This window comes from Streptomyces sp. yr375, assembly GCF_900110755.1.
In the GTDB taxonomy this organism is placed as follows: domain Bacteria; phylum Actinomycetota; class Actinomycetes; order Streptomycetales; family Streptomycetaceae; genus Streptomyces.
In genome coordinates this window covers 42,634-59,480 of the sequence record NZ_FOFF01000021.1, presented here as the reverse complement: position 1 = coordinate 59,480, position 16,847 = coordinate 42,634, and the positions used below count along the sequence as shown (strand labels likewise).

The 16,847-nt window shown below is 71.7% G+C and carries 16 protein-coding genes; 12 read left to right on the top strand and 4 right to left on the bottom strand.

The window, feature by feature from the left end; all coding sequences use genetic code 11:
- Positions 1 to 5: 5 nt before the first annotated feature.
- Positions 6 to 1,205: an imidazolonepropionase gene (gene hutI / locus BMZ82_RS21375; protein WP_093778137.1), complete on the top strand. Its 1,200-nt coding sequence runs from the start codon at positions 6 to 8 to the stop codon at positions 1,203 to 1,205.
- On the opposite strand, the gene BMZ82_RS21370 is transcribed toward hutI, so the two are convergent.
- Both BMZ82_RS21370 and BMZ82_RS21365 read right to left on the bottom strand, forming a co-directional pair.
- Complete coding sequence (locus BMZ82_RS21370; protein WP_093778135.1) at positions 1,145 to 2,173, bottom strand: DMT family transporter; 1,029 nt, start codon at positions 2,171 to 2,173, stop codon at positions 1,145 to 1,147. The genes hutI and BMZ82_RS21370 overlap by 61 nt on opposite strands.
- Before the next feature lie 65 nt (positions 2,174 to 2,238).
- On the bottom strand, positions 2,239 to 3,150 hold the full coding sequence (locus BMZ82_RS21365) for an RNA polymerase sigma factor SigF (RefSeq protein ID WP_093778133.1): 912 nt from the start codon (positions 3,148 to 3,150) through the stop codon (positions 2,239 to 2,241).
- 270 nt (positions 3,151 to 3,420) lie between these two features.
- On the opposite strand from BMZ82_RS21365, the gene BMZ82_RS21360 reads away from it, so the two are divergent.
- From BMZ82_RS21360 to BMZ82_RS21335, 6 genes are all read left to right on the top strand, one after another.
- On the top strand, positions 3,421 to 3,795 hold the full coding sequence (locus BMZ82_RS21360; RefSeq protein ID WP_093778131.1) for an STAS domain-containing protein: 375 nt from the start codon (positions 3,421 to 3,423) through the stop codon (positions 3,793 to 3,795).
- A gap of 228 nt (positions 3,796 to 4,023) precedes the next feature.
- Positions 4,024 to 4,575, top strand: a complete 552-nt coding sequence (locus tag BMZ82_RS21355; protein ID WP_093778129.1) for an ATP-binding protein — start codon at positions 4,024 to 4,026, stop codon at positions 4,573 to 4,575.
- A 378-nt stretch (positions 4,576 to 4,953) separates the two neighbouring features.
- Complete coding sequence (locus tag BMZ82_RS21350; protein WP_093778127.1) at positions 4,954 to 5,628, top strand: LPXTG cell wall anchor domain-containing protein; 675 nt, start codon at positions 4,954 to 4,956, stop codon at positions 5,626 to 5,628.
- Between the two features lie 32 nt (positions 5,629 to 5,660).
- The gene (locus BMZ82_RS21345) at positions 5,661 to 6,452 is read left to right on the top strand and encodes a COG1470 family protein (protein WP_093778125.1); all 792 of its coding nucleotides are present in this window, start codon (positions 5,661 to 5,663) and stop codon (positions 6,450 to 6,452) included.
- The gene (locus BMZ82_RS21340; RefSeq protein ID WP_093778123.1) at positions 6,449 to 7,477 is read left to right on the top strand and encodes a hypothetical protein; all 1,029 of its coding nucleotides are present in this window, start codon (positions 6,449 to 6,451) and stop codon (positions 7,475 to 7,477) included. The genes BMZ82_RS21345 and BMZ82_RS21340 overlap by 4 nt, the downstream gene beginning before the upstream one ends.
- A gap of 116 nt (positions 7,478 to 7,593) precedes the next feature.
- The gene (locus BMZ82_RS21335) at positions 7,594 to 8,853 is read left to right on the top strand and encodes a hypothetical protein (protein ID WP_093778280.1); all 1,260 of its coding nucleotides are present in this window, start codon (positions 7,594 to 7,596) and stop codon (positions 8,851 to 8,853) included.
- A 105-nt stretch (positions 8,854 to 8,958) separates the two neighbouring features.
- Here BMZ82_RS21335 and BMZ82_RS21330 read toward each other — a convergent pair whose 3' ends face one another.
- A complete protein-coding gene (locus tag BMZ82_RS21330; protein WP_093778121.1) occupies positions 8,959 to 10,497 on the bottom strand; it encodes a peptide MFS transporter in 1,539 nt (512 codons plus the stop codon).
- 410 nt (positions 10,498 to 10,907) lie between these two features.
- Between BMZ82_RS21330 and BMZ82_RS21325 the strand changes: the two genes are divergently transcribed.
- Positions 10,908 to 11,585: a response regulator transcription factor gene (locus BMZ82_RS21325; protein WP_093778119.1), complete on the top strand. Its 678-nt coding sequence runs from the start codon at positions 10,908 to 10,910 to the stop codon at positions 11,583 to 11,585.
- Positions 11,586 to 11,729: 144 nt separating this feature from the next.
- Positions 11,730 to 13,004 carry an ATP-binding protein gene (locus tag BMZ82_RS21320; RefSeq protein ID WP_093778117.1) on the top strand — a complete coding sequence of 425 codons (1,275 nt, stop codon included), beginning with the start codon at positions 11,730 to 11,732 and terminating at the stop codon, positions 13,002 to 13,004.
- Positions 13,005 to 13,167: 163 nt separating this feature from the next.
- Here BMZ82_RS21320 and BMZ82_RS21315 read toward each other — a convergent pair whose 3' ends face one another.
- On the bottom strand, positions 13,168 to 13,692 hold the full coding sequence (locus BMZ82_RS21315) for a GtrA family protein (protein ID WP_093778115.1): 525 nt from the start codon (positions 13,690 to 13,692) through the stop codon (positions 13,168 to 13,170).
- A gap of 198 nt (positions 13,693 to 13,890) precedes the next feature.
- Between BMZ82_RS21315 and BMZ82_RS21310 the strand changes: the two genes are divergently transcribed.
- The 3 genes from BMZ82_RS21310 to BMZ82_RS21300 are packed head-to-tail and all read left to right on the top strand — an operon-like array spanning position 13,891 to position 16,773.
- Positions 13,891 to 15,030 (top strand): 5-(carboxyamino)imidazole ribonucleotide synthase, encoded by a 1,140-nt coding sequence (locus BMZ82_RS21310; protein WP_093778278.1) that lies wholly within the window; start codon positions 13,891 to 13,893, stop codon positions 15,028 to 15,030.
- Positions 15,027 to 15,569, top strand: a complete 543-nt coding sequence (gene purE / locus BMZ82_RS21305; RefSeq protein WP_093778113.1) for a 5-(carboxyamino)imidazole ribonucleotide mutase — start codon at positions 15,027 to 15,029, stop codon at positions 15,567 to 15,569. Before BMZ82_RS21310 ends, purE begins: the two co-directional genes overlap by 4 nt.
- 16 nt (positions 15,570 to 15,585) lie before the next feature.
- Complete coding sequence (locus BMZ82_RS21300; protein ID WP_093778276.1) at positions 15,586 to 16,773, top strand: dipeptidase; 1,188 nt, start codon at positions 15,586 to 15,588, stop codon at positions 16,771 to 16,773.
- Positions 16,774 to 16,847 lie beyond the last annotated feature (74 nt).

Sequence of the window (16,847 nt, the reverse complement as noted above, 5' to 3'; positions counted from 1 at the left end):
CGACGATGAGCAGCAGCACGAGCACCAGCACCGGCACGACCACCGTCATCACCGACATCGCCACGCTGGTCACCAACGATCCCTCCCTCGGTGACGGATCTCCGCTCGGTCTGGTCCGGGACGCGGCAGTCGTCATCGACGGCGACCGCATCGTGTGGACCGGTGAATCAAGCAAAGCACCCGCCACTGACAACCGGGTCGACGCGGGCGGCCGGGCGGTCCTCCCGGGCTTCGTCGACTCCCACTCCCACCTGGTCTTCGCGGGCGACCGCACGGAGGAGTTCAACGCCCGGATGTCGGGCCGCGGCTACACGGCGGGCGGCATCCGCACGACGGTCGCCGCGACCCGCGCCGCGAGCGACGGGGAACTCGAACGGAACCTCACCCGTTACCTCGCCGAGGCGCTCCGCCAGGGCACCACCACCTTCGAGACGAAGTCGGGCTACGGCCTGACGGTCGCCGACGAGGCCCGCGCCCTGCGCATCGCCGCCCGGCACACCGACGAGGTCACCTACCTCGGCGCGCACATCGTCTCCCCCGACCACGCCGACGACCCGGCCGCCTACGTGGCCCTGGTCACCGGCGAGATGCTCGACGCCTGCGCCCCGCACGCCCGCTGGATCGACGTGTTCTGCGAGAAGGGCGCGTTCGACGGCGACCAGGCCCGCGCCATCCTCACCGCCGGCAAGGCGAAGGGCCTGCACCCCCGCATCCACGCCAACCAGCTCACCTACGGCCCCGGCGTGCAGCTCGCGGTCGAGCTGGACGCGGCCAGCGCCGACCACTGCACCCACCTCACGGACGCCGACGTGGACGCGCTGGCGAGCGGCGACACGGTCGCCACGCTGCTGCCGGGCGCCGAGTTCTCCACGCGCGCCGAGTGGCCGGACGCCCGCCGGCTGCTGGACGCGGGCGTCACCGTCGCCCTCTCCACGGACTGCAACCCGGGGTCGTCCTTCACGTCGTCCGTGCCGTTCTGCATCGCGCTCGCCGTCCGGGACATGGGCATGACGCCCGACGAGGCGGTGTGGTCGGCGACGGCGGGCGGCGCGGCGGCCCTGCGCCGCACGGACGTGGGCCGCCTGACCCCGGGCGCGTACGCCGACCTGACCCTGCTGGACGCCCCGAGCCACGTCCACCTGGCCTACAGGCCGGGCGTACCGCTCGTCTCCGGCGTCTGGCGGCGCGGCGCACAGGTGCTCTGACCAGCAACGTCAGGCGGGGACGCAGGCAGGGGCGCGGGCAGGGGCGCGGGTACGGGCGGACGCTTGCGGTCCGCGACCGCCCGCCCCCACCCGGTGCCGACGAGCACGAGCACCGCGCCCGCCAGGCCGAGCCAGCCAGGCCGGTCCCCGGCGAGCGCGATGCCCACGGCCGCCGCCCACACCGGCTCGGTGCCCAGCAGCAGACTGACCCGGGACGGCGACGTACGGCGCACCGCCCACATCTGCACGAAGAACGCGAACAGCGTGCAGAACGCGGAGAGATAGAGCAGGCCGAGCCAGTCCCCGCCGTCGAACCCGGCGGCGGTCGACCACACCGACGCGCCCGTCCCCGGCACCGCCGCCAGCACCGCGAACACGGCGACCGCACTGCCCAGTTGGACGGTCGTCAGCGACAACGCGTCGGCCCCGCGCACCGACTCCATCCGGGCCATGGCCAGCACGTGCACGGTACGGGCGACGGCCGCCCCCAGCATCAGCAGGTCGCCGCCGGACGGGGCGGTGAACCCGGCGCCCTGCGTCAGCAGCGCCACGCCGAGCACCGACAGGCCCGCCGCCGCCATGAACGCCCCCGGCAGCCGCGTCCCGCGCACCCGGCTCTCCGCGAGCGGCGTGAACACCATGGTCAGGCTGATGATCAGCCCGGCGTTGGTCGCCGAGGTGTGCACGACGCCGTAGGTCTCCAGCAGGAAGATCCCGGCGAGGACCAGCCCCAGCAGCCCGGCTCCGCGCCACTGCGGCCCGCTCAGCGCCCGCAGCCGCCGCCACCCCGCGACCACCAGCACCGGCAACACCACGGCGAACCGCAGCACCAGCACCGCCACCACGGTCTGCGCCGTCGTGACGCCCTTGGCGGCGAGATAACTGGAGCCCCAGACAGCGGCGACCAACAGCACGGGAAGATCGGCGAGCCGACCGGGACGGACGGTACCGGCGGGGGAGTCGGACACGGCGCTCCTCGAGAACAGACGCAGATGCAGAATGCATATGCGGCCATACGGTACGGCGGCGCAGGTCACTCCTCCAGTGTCAGACCCTTCCGCAGTCGGTCCAGGGTGCGGGACAGCAGGCGGGACACGTGCATCTGGGAGATGCCGAGCTCCTCGCCGATCTCCGACTGGGTCAGGCCGACGACGAAGCGCAGGGAGAGGATCTGCCGGTCGCGGGGCGGGAGTTCGGCGATCAGGGGCTTCAGCGACTCGACGTACTCGATGCCCTCGAGTCCGTGGTCCTCGTAGCCGATGCGGTCGGCGAGGGCGCCTTCCGTGTCGTCGTCCTCCGGCTGCGCGTCGAGCGAGGAGGCGGTGTACGCGTTCGACGCCGCCATGCCCTCGACGACCTCGTCGTCGGAGAGGCCGAGCCGCTCGGCCAACTCCCCGACGGTGGGCGCCCGGTCGAGCTTCTGGGCCAGTTCGTCGCCCGCCTTGGCCAGGTCGAGCCGCAGTTCCTGGAGCCGGCGCGGGACGCGCACCGACCACGAGGTGTCACGGAAGAAGCGCTTGATCTCGCCGATGACGGTGGGCATCGCGAAGGTCGGGAACTCGACGCCCCGCGAGAGCTCGAAGCGGTCGATCGCCTTGATCAGGCCGATGGTGCCGACCTGGATGATGTCCTCCATCGGCTCGCTGCGCGAGCGGAACCGGGAGGCGGCGAACTTGACCAGCGCGAGGTTCAGTTCGACGAGCGTGTTGCGGACGTACGCGTAGTCGTGCGTGCCCTCTTCGAGGGCCTCCAGCCGCGCGAACAGCGTCTTGGACAGGGCCCGTGCGTCGACGGCCCCCACCTCGTCGTACGGGGGGATCTCCGGAAGACCGGCGAGGGCGTCGCTGACGTCGGTTGCCGCTGCCGCGTCCTGTTCCGGAGGGGGTGTCGACGTCGCTCCGCGGGTGGACGGTGCGTCGAGCCGGGGTGACATGATGTCCTCCATCGTTCTCGGCGTATGGCTGCCGAAGCCAGTGAGCGCACTACGGTGTGCGGCGCCTCCAAAGCCGGCCGTGGTCGGTTGCGTGTCGCGTGTTCCTACCTAGCCCTACCCGCTTTACTCGACCGATCGCAAGTGGCATTTGTTGGATTATGTCCGTTTGAGTGTGATTGTTCGGGTGTTGGGGCGCGGGTCCAGGGCGTAGGGTTTCGAGGGCGTCAGCGGCGTCAGCGAGAGCGTCGGCAAGCAGTTCACGACCCCAGGAGAAGAGACGGCATGGACCGCGGGACGGTCGGCAGCGCACAGTCTGGCCGGCTTCTGGTCGAGGTGCGGGAAGAGGGCTCCAGCGCCGTCGTGACCCCGGCGGGTGAGTTGGATCACCACACCGCCGATCTGTTGCGTGAGCCGCTCGACGACTGCCTCGCCCGGGGCCGCAGCCGCCTGGTGGTGGACTGCACCCGGCTGGAGTTCTGCGACTCCACCGGGCTGAACGTGCTGCTCGGAGCGCGTCTGAAGGCGGAGGCGGCCGGTGGCGGGGTCCATCTGGCGGGCATGCTGCCCGTGGTGGCGCGGGTCTTCGAGATCACCGGCGCGGACGCGGTGTTCACCGTGCACGCCACGGTCGCGGCGGCGCTGGCCGACGACGGCTGACTTTCGCCGTCCGCCGGGTAGCGGGTGCGAACGGGTGCGAACGAGGGGTGTTCCGCCGGTCGGCCCGGGCAGGAGACATCCTGTACCCGAACATGTCGGCGGCAAGGGCGACGGGACCGCCGTCGGGTCACGTAAATGCCCACGTAACCACCCGCGTACAGACTTTGTAGAGATCCGACTCTTGAATTGTGAACCGGTGAATCGGGGAATCGGTGAGGTGAAGCGCTGATGAGCACCACCCGGCCATACTCGCCGGGCGACCGCGACCCGGAGCCCAGTGGCGCTTCCGGGTCGCCCCAGGGGGGATCCCCGGGGGAGCCCCCAGAGAGAGCGGCGGCCGAGACATCCGGTTCGTCCGAGGCGTCGGGCGGCGGTCAGGTACGCCGACTGAGCTTCGAGGGCGCCAGCGGGGTCGTGCCGCTCGCCCGCGACTTCGCCCGGCAGGCGCTGTACGCGTGGGGCTGGCTGCCGGCCGCCACCGCCGACCGGCGGGCCGCCGCGGAGGACGTGCTGCTGGTCGTCTCCGAACTGGTCACCAACGCGTGCCTGCACGCCGAGGGACCGGACCGGATGGTCATCGGCTGCGACAACAAGGTGATCCGCGTCGAGGTCTCCGACCGCGGCACCGGCCAGCCGGCCCCCCGCACCCCCCACCGCGCGGGCCGCCCCGGCGGCCACGGCATGTTCATCGTCCAACGCCTCTGCCTGGACTGGGGCGTCATCCGAACCCCAGGCCTCACAGGCAAAACAGTCTGGGCGGAACTGGGCGCCCCCGCGTGATCCGGGCACCTGGCCGGACCGCAATTCGCCCCGGCCAGGCCGCGGTTCGGGTGCCCGGACGGCAACCCGGCTGCCCGTACGGGTAATCCGGGCCGGCCGACGGTACCCGGGCCGCCCCGGCCGCCGGCCGACTGCTCCCGGCCATCCTGGAACAGCGCCAGCGCCAGCGCCAGCGCCCCGAGGGGACGGTCGTCGCCCCCGAGGTGTTGCGGTGCCCGCGAGCCTCGGACGTCCTCCGAACCCCCCGAAACCGTGCGCCGGATCCCCACAACTCCGGGCCGTGCCTTCTCTTCCCTCCTTATCGTGCCGGGCGTACCTTGACGGCTCGATCTGATGCCTCGTCAGTAAGTGCGGGGCGGTGGGAGTGAGGGGACGGACGTGTCGAAGCGGAGGCGAAGCGCCGTGCTCGCGGCTGCCGTGGCCCTGGCCGGCTCGGCGGTGTGGATGGCCGCCCCGGTGGCCGTGGCCGAGGTCGTGAACGTCAACTACACCTGCAAGACGCCCATCGGCGTCAAGAGCGCCGTCTCGCCCATCGACATCACCGGCGTCAGGAGCGGCAGCGGCTACAAGATCACCATGTCCTGGCAGAAAGGCGTCTCCTCCAGCCCCGTGGAACTCGGCGCGGGCTCCATGAAGCCGAGCGCCACGATCACGCTGGGCGGCGTCGACAGCGGCACCCTCAAGGTCACCGGCCCCGCCAACGCCGCCGCGATCCCCGAGAACACCCCCATCAAGATCAGCGACCTGACCGGCACGTACACCCCGAAGGCGACCGGCAAGGTCACCTTCACGGCCGCCGTGCTCACCATCGAAGCGCTCGGTACGACCACCACGTGCACGCCCGCCAACAGCCCCGGCCCGTCCCTCACCCTCGACGTGACGGCGTCGGGCGGCGGCGTGAGCGACGACGGCTCCGCCGGTCAGCTCCCGCAGACCGGCCCCGAGGACTCCGCGATCGCACTCGGCACCCTCGGCGCCACGGTGCTGCTCGCGGGCGCCGCCGGCGCCCTCTGGCTGACCCGGCGAGGCCGGACGGCCCCCGCCCGCCGCTGACCGCGCCCCTCGTACGAGTGCTGGAGCCGCCGATGCCGTACGCCCCCGCCCGAGCCCTGCTGCTGACCCTGCCGCTACTGCTCGCTGCCACGCCCGGCAGTTGGTCGGTCGCGCCCTCCGGCGACGGGCGGCCCTCCTTCTACGCGGAGGGGGCGCCCGGGACGGTCCTCCAGGACACGGTCGCCGTCACCAACCGGGGCACGCGGCCGCTCACCGTACGGCTGCACGCCACCGGCGACGGTCTGCGCGTCGTCTTCGCCGACGCGAACCCCGCCGTCCCCGCCCGCACCCGCGCCGAGGTGCCCTTCACGGTGACCGTCCCGGCGGACGCGCAGCCCGGCGACCGGGCCGCCGAGATCGTCGTACGGGACTCCGCCGGCCGGGCGGCGGCCGTCCGGCTGCTGATCCGGGTCGGCGGACCCGCGCTCGCCGCGCTGACCGTCGAGCGGGTGGCCGTACGCGGCCACCGCATCACGTACGAGCTGGTCAACCGGGGTACGACGGCCCTCGTCCCGCGGCTCGCCGTGCACGCGGACGGCGTCCTGGGCGCCGTCCTGGACCGCCCCGCGCGCACCCTGCCCGTCCGCCTGCCCCCGGGCCGCCGCCTCGCCCTCGACGAACCGTGGCCCGACCGCCCGGCCCTGGACGCCGTCACCGTCCGCCTCACGGTCACCGCGCCCGGCGCGGCGCGGGCCACCGGGCGGGCGTCGGCACGGTTCGTGCCGTGGGGCCCGGCGGCGGGCGCGGTGGCCGTCGCGACCGTCCTGGCCGCCGTCCTCGTACGGCGGCGGAGAGCCCGTCTTCCGGAGGGAGTGCCGACGTGAGAGGCAAGCCGGCGTGGAGCCTGGCGCTGGTGCTGACCCTGCTGGTGCTGCCCCTGGCCGGGGTGGCGGCGGCCGACGGGCCGACCGTCACGCTGTCCAAGTCCCAGGCGGGGACCGGCGGTTCGATCACCGTCGGCGGCAGCGGCTGGGGTGCGCGGACGCTGCTGATGCTGCTGGTCTGCGGGCAGGCGACACCGGCCCGGGGTGTGGTCGGCGGCACCAACTCCTGTGCCAACGCCGACGGCCGCGCCGTCACCACCGGCCCAGACGGCCGCTTCAGCCGGACCCTGCCGGTGGCCGAGCCGCCGGTGCCCTGCCCCTGCGTGGTGCACGTGGCCACCGCGACCGGCGCGAAGGCGCAGGCCGACGCGGTGTTCCAGGTGGCCGGACACCCGGTGCTGCCGCTGCCCGCCGCGACCGCCGGCGGACGCCTCTCCGTGCTCACCGACACCCGACTCGACGGCTCCGGCGGCCTGTTGACGTGGTTCGGAGCGCCCCCCGCCCGCACGCTGGTGTTCACCGTCGGCAACGTCGGCACCGGACCCGTCGAGAACCCCGTCTTCCAAGTCGGCACCGCCCACGGGGTGTTCGCCCCGCAGTGGGACGAGCAGGAGTGGCGCGGCACGATCGACCCCGGCGGCAAGGCCCGCGTCGAACTCCCCGTCGAACTCGCCGCCGGCGCCCACGGGGACTACACCGTCTCCCTGAAGTACGGCGGGAAGATCCTCGCCGAGCAGCCGTGGGGCGTGGGCCGCCCCTGGGGCGTGACCCTGTTCTGGATCCTGCTCTGCCTGGTGGTACCGGCGGCGGTGTTCCGCATCGGCATGGCGGTGGTGGACCGGGTCCGCCCACGGCCCACGGCCCGCCGCCCGTCGCACAGCCGCCGTGCCAAGGGCGCGCCGCCCCCGGAGCCGGCCCCGCCCCCCTCGACAGCGACCCTCCCGTGGTTCACCCCGGACACGACCCCCACGACTCCCACGACTCCCATGACGCGCATGACTCCCGGAGGGAACGGAACGACGTGAGCGAGAGAGCCGTACCACCACCACACCGCGCGCCCGCGGACCGCGCGCCCGCGGACCGCGCGCCCGCGGACCGCGCGCCCGTGCGGAAGCGGGCGGCGGCGGCCGGTGTCGCCGTCCTGCTCACCGGGGCGGCCGTCCTGCTGGGCGTGACCGCCGGGCCGGCGCAGGCCGCCGAGGTGTCGTACGCCACCAAGTGCGTGCCGCCGTCGGGCATCGGACTGCCCGACGTCCTCGGCACCACCAAGGTCGACATCACCGCGCCGGCCACGGCGAAGGTGGGCGACACCGTGGACGTCGTCTGGAAGTTCACCCAGGCCGCGTCGAAGAACCCCGACATCATCGACCTGCCCGCGAACTCGGTCCAGCCGTCCGGCACCCTCAAGGCGGCCGGCGCGCAGACCGCGGACGTCGCGATGACCGGCCCCCGCGAGAACCCGGCGATCCCCAAGGGCGGCGCGATGACGCTGTCCGACATGAAGGGCACGCTGAAACTGACGACGCCGGGCCAGGTGACGCTGACACCGGACGCGTACGTCGTCAACGCGCTGTCGACGGACACCAGGTGCGCGCCGACGGAGACCGTCCAGCCGGCGGCGACCATCACGGTGACGGCGGGGGAGGGGAGTTCGAGCACGTCCCCCGAGCCCTCACAGAGCGAGAGCCAGTCACCGTCGTCCAGCACCTCCCCGACGGCGTCGGCGTCGGCGTCGGTGTCGCCGTCGGCGTCCGGGACCGGCGACGCCAGTGGCCAGACCGACTTCACCGGCAAGGTCGTCGACATCCCCTACACCTGCGCCTCGCCCATCGGCGAGAAGAAGGCGACCTCGCCGATCCAGGTCAACGCCAGTAAAAGCGGCGGGAGTTACGCCCTCACCGTGCAGTTCAAGAAGTCGGTGATGGACAGCCCGATCGACATTCCGGCGAACAAGGTGAAGCCGACCATGCAGGTCGTGCTCGGCGGCTCGGACGAGGGCACGGTGAAGGTGGAGGGCCCGACCAACCCCGCGGCGATCAAGCAGGGCGCGCCGATCGAGATCCCGGACCTGACCGGCACCTACAAGCCCGGCGCGACCGGCGAGTCCACTCTCTCCCCGGGCGTCCTCACGATCGAGGCCCTCGGCACGACCACCACCTGCACCCCGGACAGCACGGCCGTCTCCCTCACCCTCACCACGGAGGAACAGACGAGCGGCGCGTCCGGCGGCACCGGCTCCTCCTCGACCTCGGGCGGCGCCACGACGACCAGCGGCGGCCTGGCCGAAACCGGCTCCGGCGACCACGCCACCCTCAAGGCCCTGGGCCTGGTCGCGGGCACGGCGATCCTGCTGGGCGGGGCGGTGTTCACGTTCATGCCGGGCCGGCGGCGGCTGCGCTGAGATGCGCACACGCAGCGCATGTATAGAGGAAGGAAGGAACGACGAAGGGCCGCCGCACCGTGCAGAGGTGCGGCGGCCCGTCAGCCGTATGCGGGGTGGGGGAGCTCAGTTGACGTCGCCCATCAGGGACTTCACCTTGCGGCGGTACATCCAGACCGCGACGCCGGCGAGCGCGGCGAGCACCGCTTCGGCGAGGACCGCGGGGGTGCCGCCGAGGTCGACGCCCGCGATGGCCGGGTTGGACAGCAGGCTCGTGATGGAGTCGCCCGCGGTGACCGCGAGGAACCACACGCCCATCATCTGGCTGGCGTACTTGGCCGGGGCCATCTTCGTGGTCACCGACAGTCCGACCGGCGACAGGCACAGCTCGCCGACGGTCTGGATGAAGTAGATGCCCACCAGCCACATCGGGCTGACCGCCGTCCCGCCCGACGCCATGCCCAGCGGGATCAGGAAGAAGAAGAACGAGACGCCGATCAGGACCAGCGCCATCGCGAACTTCACGATGGTGCTCGGCTCCCGGCCGCCCCGGTTCAGCCACAGCCAGACCCAGGCGAAGACCGGGGCCAGCGCCATGATGAACAGCGGGTTCAGCGACTGGTACCAGGAGGACGGGAAGTCGAAGCCGAGCAGCGAGCTCGCTGCCTTGCCCTCACCGAACGCCTGGACCGTCGACGCGCCCTGGTCGTAGATCATCCAGAACACGGCGGCGGCGACGAAGAACCAGATGTAGCCGGTCATCCGGGACTGCTCGGCGACCGAGAGGTCCTTGTCCCGCTTGATGCGCACCAGCACGCCCGCCGGGACGATCAGACCGATGACGGTGAGCGGGATCATCGCCCAGTTCAGCGTGAAGTGACCGGTGAAGCCGACGACGCCGTAGAAGACGGACGCGGCGATCAGCCAGAGCAGGCCCTTGCGCAGCCAGGCCGTACGCTCCTCGGCCGCCAGCGGCTTGGGGACCAGGCTGCTCTGCGGGCTCAGGTTGCGGGTGCCGAGCAGGAACGCGGCGAGGCCGATCGCCATGCCGACCGCGGCCATGCCGAAGCCGAGGTGCCAGCTCACCTTCTGGCCGACGGTGCCGATGGCCAGCGGGGCGAAGAAGGCGCCCGCGTTGATGCCCATGTAGAAGATCGTGAAGCCGCCGTCGCGGCGCGGGTCCTCAGGGCCGTCGTACAGGTGGCCCACCATCGTGGAGATGTTGGCCTTGAGCAGCCCGGAACCGGCCGCGACCAGCGCCAGACCCGCGAAGAACGGCGCCTGACCGCCGGGCAGCGCCAGCACGAGGTGGCCGGACATGATCGTCACGGCCGCGATGGTCACCGTCTTGCGGGGGCCCCAGACGCGGTCGCCGAGCCAGCCGCCCGGCATCGCGAGCAGGTACACCATCGCCGAGTAGACGGACACGATCACCGTGGTCGTGGCCACGTCCATCGCGAGGCCGCCGCCCATGCTGCTCTTGCCGGCGTCGGGGCCGCCGGACAGCAGGTAGACGGTGAGCAGGGCTTTCATGCCGTAGTAGGAGAAGCGCTCCCACATCTCGGTCATGAAGAGGGTGGCCAGTCCGCGGGGGTGGCCGAAGAAGGTCTTCCCGGAGCCGGGGGTGCCCGGGCGGACCGAGTCCTTCGTCAGGCTGGACGCCATGGTCGTCGTTCCTTGCCAGGTCGTTGCTTTCCGGGCCGGCGGTGGCCGGCCCGCACATGAAAAGGACCCTCAGCGAGGAGCCGACCGCCGAAGGTCCGTGGGTAGGTCCGTGTGCAGATCCGTGTACAGATCCGTGTGTACTACAGGCGTTCTCTCACCATACGGCAGGACAATATCGGATATGGAAGGACTTGAGGCACATATCACAGGTGATCAAGAAACCGTGAACGTGATTCGAAGGTCCGTACCAGGTTTCCGTATCAGGATGCCATTACTCGGCAGTAGGTCCGTACCAAGATCACGGTCGGCGGGACGGCCGTCCGCGGCCGAGTGTCCGTCATGTCCCTGTGTAAGAAACAGCATGGGTGATCACATGTCGACGGCCGCCCCGCGCGGACTACCATCAGCTCATGACCCGTGTACTGCTCGCCGAGGACGACGCGTCCATCTCGGAACCCCTGGCCCGCGCACTGCGCCGGGAGGGGTACGAGGTCGAGGTGCGTGAGGACGGCCCCACCGCGCTGGACGCCGGAATGCAGGGCGGCGTCGACCTGGTCGTACTGGACCTCGGTCTGCCCGGCATGGACGGCCTGGAAGTGGCCCGCCGACTGCGTTCCGAAGGCCACGCGATCCCGATCCTCATCCTGACCGCGCGCGCCGACGAGGTGGACACCGTCGTCGGTCTCGACGCGGGCGCCGACGACTACGTCACCAAGCCCTTCCGGCTCGCCGAGCTGCTCGCCCGCGTCCGGGCCCTGCTGCGGCGCGGGGCCTCCGAGCCCGCGCAGCCGCCGGCCACCCACGGCGTGCGGATCGACGTCGAGTCGCACCGCGCGTGGATGGGCGACGAGGAACTCCAGCTCACCGCCAAGGAGTTCGACCTGCTGCGGGTCCTGGTGCGCGACGCGGGGCGGGTCGTCACCCGCGACCAGTTGATGCGCGAGGTCTGGGACACGACGTGGTGGTCGTCGACCAAGACGCTCGACATGCACATCTCCTGGCTGCGCAAGAAACTCGGCGACGACGCGGCGAACCCCCGCTACATCGCCACCGTGCGGGGCGTCGGCTTCCGCTTCGAAAAGAGCTAGTCAGCGCTGCTGCTGGGCCTGGCCGGTGATGCGCGCTGCGTCGTGTTGCCGGCTGCGGGCCGGTGGGGGCTGGTCGCGCAGTTCCCCGCGCCCCTGGGTTGGCTGCCCTGGCCTGTCCTAGAGTGTCACCGTTGCGGAGGGTCTGTGCGTCGCCGTCTCATCCAGTCCACCCTTGCCGTCGTGCTCGTCGTCATCGCGGTGTTCGGGGTCTCCCTCGTCATCGTCGAGACGCGCACGATCAGCAACAGCGCCCAGGAGCGGGTGGACTCCGAGGCGCTGCGGCTGGCCAGCATCGTGGACAGCCGGCTGGTGGGCTCGGAGCACGTCACCGCCGAGATACTGCGCGACCAGGTCACGCAGGACCGTTACGCCGAGATCCGGATCCCCGGCCGACCGGTCATCGCGGTCGGCACCAAGCCCGTGGGCGACGTCATCAGGTCGACGGCCAAGGGCGAGGAGGGCGAGAGCGTCGTCGTCCAGGAGCCGCGCTCCACGGTCACCCGGGAGGTCGGCCGCACCCTGCTGATCATCGCCCTGGTGGCGCTGCTCGCGGTGATCGCGGCGGTGCTGCTGGCCATCCGCCAGGCCAACCGCCTCGCCTCCCCGCTGACCGACCTCGCCGAGACGGCGGAACGCCTCGGCTCGGGCGACCCGCGCCCCCGCCACAAGCGGTACGGCGTCCCCGAGCTGGACCGGGTCGCCGACGTCCTCGACTCCTCCGCCGAGCGCATCGCCCGCATGCTCACCGCCGAACGCCGGCTGGCGGCCGACGCCTCCCACCAACTGCGCACCCCCCTCACCGCCCTGTCCATGCGCCTGGAGGAGATCACCCTCACCGACGACCCGGACACCGTGAAGGAGGAGGCGACGATCGCGTTGACGCAGGTGGAGCGCCTGACGGACGTGGTGGAACGGCTCCTGACCAACGCCCGGGACCCGCGCACCGGCTCGGCGGTCACCTTCGACCTCGACGAGGTCATCCAGCAGCAGCTCGCCGAGTGGCGTCCCGCCTACCGGGGCGACGGCCGGGCGATCGTCAGCTCCGGCAAGCGCCATCTGCGGGCGGTGGGCACGCCCGGCGCGGTCGCCCAGGTGCTGGCCGCGCTGATCGAGAACTCCCTCATGCACGGCGGCGGCACGGTCGCCCTGCGCACCCGCGTCACCGGCAACCAGTCCGTCGTCGAGGTGACGGACGAGGGCCCCGGCGTCCCCGCCGACCTCGGCGCCCGCATCTTCGAGCGCGCCATCAGCGGCCGCAACTCGACAGGCATCGGCCTGGCAGTGGCCCGAGACCTGGCAGAAGCCGACGGCGGCCGCCTGGAGATGCTCCAGGCCCAACCCCCGGTCTTCGCCCTCTTCCTCTCCCGCACGGCCCCACAGAAGCGCATGCAGGAGGCCGAGGAGCCGACGGTGCGGTGATGGTTGCTTCGCGGGTGCCCGTCTCATCGCCGGGTGTCTGCATTTCAGCCTGTCTGGGGGTACCCCCTCTGGGGGAGTTTGAGGGCGAGGCCCTTAAGGGCCGAAGCGGGGGCTTGGGGGCGGCAGCCCCCAACGGCGGCGCGGCAGACAAAATCCGAGCCGCTCAACCAACCCGCTGCGTAGCCTGCCGCTCCGGTTCCCTGGACGGCCCCGCCACGGCGACAGACCGCTCCGCCGCCTGCAAAGGCACCGCCCGGAACACCCACGACCGGTAGGACCAGAACCGGAACAACGTGGCGATCCCGATCCCCACGAACTTCGCCACGTTGCTCTGCAACGGACTGTCCCACCCGAACCCGTACGTCGCGGCGAACAGCAACCCGTTCTCGATCACCAGCCCCACCGCGCTGAACAGCATGAACAGCGACAGTTCCTTCGTCCGCCCGCCCTTGTCGCGGTCACGGTAGGTGAAGTAGCGGAACCCGATGTAGTTGAAGACGATCGACACGACGGTGGCTATGACGCTCGCCCGCACCACCTGGAGGTCGGTGAGATGCCGGACGAGGTTGAACACACCGAGGTTGACCAGCAGCCCCGCCCCGCCCACGGCGCCGAACTTGGCGAGCTCGCGGACCAGCCCCTTCAGCCCCGAGGAGAGCCCCGAGGAACCAGCGGAACCATGCGCCATGGTCGTACAGGCCCCCGTTCGGGTTCGGTTTCGTCAACCAAGCCATGCTAACCACCACTCTTGTCGGTTTCCTGTGGTCCGCCTCACGAGCCGGTGACCAGCGGGGAAGAGGCAGGGAAACAGCAGGTGTGAGGCCGGAAAGGTACGGGTAAGGGGCGCGGGATCCGGCCACACCGGCCTGGCCGATATCCTGGGGTGGTGACGTTTCCGGTAGTCGGCATGGTCGGCGGGGGTCAGCTCGCTCGTATGACACACGAGGCGGGCATCCCGCTCGGCATCAGGTTCAAGCTCCTCGGTGACACCCCGCAGGAATCCGCGGCGCAGGTCGTGAGCGACGTCGTCATCGGCGACTACCGCGATCTCGACACGCTGCGCGAGTTCGCGCGCGGGTGCGATGTGATCACTTTCGATCACGAACATGTACCCACCGAGCACCTCAGGGCGCTGGAGGCGGACGGCATCCCCGTCCGCCCGGGCCCCGACGCGCTCGTGCACGCCCAGGACAAGGGGGTGATGCGCGCGAAGCTCGACGCGATCGGCGTCCCGTGCCCCAGGCACCGGATCGTGACCGACCCGGCGGACATCGCCGCGTTCGCCGCCGAGGGCGACGGCTTCCCGGTGGTCCTCAAGACCGTCCGGGGCGGCTACGACGGCAAGGGTGTGTGGGTCGTCGACGGCGAGGCGGAGGCCGCGGAGCCCTTCCGCGCCGGCGTGCCGGTCCTGGCGGAGGAGAAGGTCGACTACGTCCGCGAGCTCGCCGCCAACGTCGTACGCTCCCCGCACGGCCAGGCGGTCGCGTACCCGGTGGTCGAGTCCCGGCAGGTGAACGGCGTCTGCGACACCGTCATAGCCCCGGCCCCCGGCCTGGACGAGACGCTCGCCCTCAAGGCCGAGGAGCTGGCGCTGCGCATCGCCAAGGAGCTGGGCGTGGTCGGCCACCTCGCGGTCGAGCTCTTCGAGACCCGCGACGGCCGCATCCTCGTCAACGAACTCGCGATGCGCCCGCACAACTCGGGCCACTGGACGCAGGACGGCGCGATCACGTCCCAGTTCGCCAACCACGTCCGCGCGGTCCTGGACCTCCCGCTGGGCGATCCGCGCAGCCGCGACACCTGGACCGTCATGTGCAACGTGCTCGGCGGCGACTACCCGGACATGTACGCGGCGTACCTGCACTGCATGGCCCGCGACCCCCGGCTGAAGATCCACATGTACGGCAAGGACGTGAAGCCCGGCCGCAAGGTCGGCCACGTCAACACCTACGGCGACGACCTGGACGACGTCCTCGAGCGCGCACGTCACGCAGCCGGTTACCTGAGAGGCACGATCACCGAATGAGCCCCACCAGCCCCGCGGGCCCCGTCGTCGGCATCGTCATGGGGTCGGACTCCGACTGGCCCGTCATGGAGGCCGCAGCCCAGGCCCTCGACGAGTTCGAGATCGCGTACGAGGTCGACGTCGTCTCCGCGCACCGCATGCCGCGCGAGATGGTCGCCTACGGCGAGCAGGCGGACGGTCGCGGGCTCAAGGTGATCATCGCGGGCGCGGGCGGCGCGGCCCACCTGCCCGGCATGCTCGCCTCGGTCACCCCGCTGCCCGTCATCGGCGTGCCCGTGCCCCTGAAGTACCTGGACGGCATGGACAGCCTGCTGTCGATCGTGCAGATGCCGGCCGGCGTCCCGGTCGCCACCGTCTCCGTCGCCGGCGCGCGCAACGCGGGCCTGCTCGCCGCCCGCATCCTCGCCACCCACGACGAGGAACTGCTCGGCCGGATGCGGGAGTTCCAGCAGGAGCTGAACGACCAGGCCACCGAGAAGGGCAAGCGGCTGCGCGCCAAGGTCGAGGGGGCCGGCGGCGGTTTCGGCTTCGGGAAGTGACGGCCAGGTGACGGACGTGACACGCTCGGCCTCCCTGGACGCGGCCCGGGAACTCCTGCGCGAGTTCCCGGTCGTCGACGGCCACAACGACCTGCCCTGGGCGCTGCGCGAACAGGTCCGCTACGACCTCGACGCCCGCGACCTCGCCACCCCGCAGAACGCCCACCTGCACACGGACCTCCCGCGGCTGCGTGAGGGCGGGGTCGGCGCGCAGTACTGGTCGGTGTACGTGCGCTCCGACCTGCCGGACGCGGTGACGGCGACGCTCGAACAGATCGACTGCGTACGGCAGTTGATCGCCCGTCACCCGGCGGACCTGAGGGCCGCGCTGACGGCCGCCGACATGGCGGCGGCGCGCGCGGAGGGCCGTATCGCCTCCCTCATGGGCGCCGAGGGCGGCCACTCGATCGACAACTCCCTGGCCACCCTGCGCGCCCTGTACGCGCTCGGCGTCCGCTACCTGACCCTCACCCACAACGACAACACCGCGTGGGCGGACTCCGCGACCGACGAGCCCGGGGTCGGCGGCCTGTCCGCGTTCGGCCGCGCGGTCGTGCGCGAGATGAACCGCGAGGGCATGCTCGTCGACCTCTCGCACGTCGCGGCCACGACGATGCGCGACGCGCTCGACACGACCGTCGCGCCGGTGATCTTCTCCCACTCCTCGGCCCGCGCCGTCTGCGACCACCCCCGCAACATCCCGGACGACGTCCTGGAGCGGCTGCCCGCCAACGGCGGCATGGCGATGGTGACGTTCGTGCCCAAGTTCGTCCTCCAGGCGGCGGTCGACTGGACGGCCGAGGCCGACGACAACATGCGCGCCCACGGCTTCCACCACCTGGCCACCACCCCCGAGGCGATGCAGGTCCACCGCGCCTTCGAGGCACGCCGCCCCCGCCCGGTCGCCACCGTCGCCACGGTCGCCGACCACCTCGACCACATGCGCGAGGTCGCCGGCGTCGACCACCTCGGCATCGGCGGCGACTACGACGGCACGGCCTTCACCCCCGACGGCCTGGCCGACGTCTCCGGCTACCCCAACCTGATCGCGGAACTCCTCGACCGCGGCTGGTCCACCACCGACCTGGCCAAACTGACCTGGCAGAACGCGCTACGCGTCCTGGGCGCGGCGGAAGACGTGTCCCGCGACCTCCGAGCGACCCGCCCCCCGTCCAACGCGACACTCGAGTCACTGGACGGCTGACTACCCCGAACGCCCCGCCCACCAGGAAGAACACCCCCGGCCGTGGGACGGTGACCGTACTGCTGCTCGACGTA

What these genes read in the sequence shown, in the direction of transcription:
- hutI (WP_093778137.1), top strand. Translation starts at nt 6, where the DNA reads ATGAGCAGCAGCACGAGCACCAGCACCGGCACGACCACCGTCATCACC.
- BMZ82_RS21365 (WP_093778133.1), bottom strand. Translation starts at nt 3,150, where the DNA reads ATGGAGGACATCATGTCACCCCGGCTCGACGCACCGTCCACCCGCGGA.
- BMZ82_RS21360 (WP_093778131.1), top strand. Translation starts at nt 3,421, where the DNA reads ATGGACCGCGGGACGGTCGGCAGCGCACAGTCTGGCCGGCTTCTGGTC.
- BMZ82_RS21355 (WP_093778129.1), top strand. Translation starts at nt 4,024, where the DNA reads ATGAGCACCACCCGGCCATACTCGCCGGGCGACCGCGACCCGGAGCCC.
- BMZ82_RS21345 (WP_093778125.1), top strand. Translation starts at nt 5,661, where the DNA reads ATGCCGTACGCCCCCGCCCGAGCCCTGCTGCTGACCCTGCCGCTACTG.
- BMZ82_RS21330 (WP_093778121.1), bottom strand. Translation starts at nt 10,497, where the DNA reads ATGGCGTCCAGCCTGACGAAGGACTCGGTCCGCCCGGGCACCCCCGGC.
- BMZ82_RS21325 (WP_093778119.1), top strand. Translation starts at nt 10,908, where the DNA reads ATGACCCGTGTACTGCTCGCCGAGGACGACGCGTCCATCTCGGAACCC.
- BMZ82_RS21315 (WP_093778115.1), bottom strand. Translation starts at nt 13,692, where the DNA reads ATGGCGCATGGTTCCGCTGGTTCCTCGGGGCTCTCCTCGGGGCTGAAG.
- purE (WP_093778113.1), top strand. Translation starts at nt 15,027, where the DNA reads ATGAGCCCCACCAGCCCCGCGGGCCCCGTCGTCGGCATCGTCATGGGG.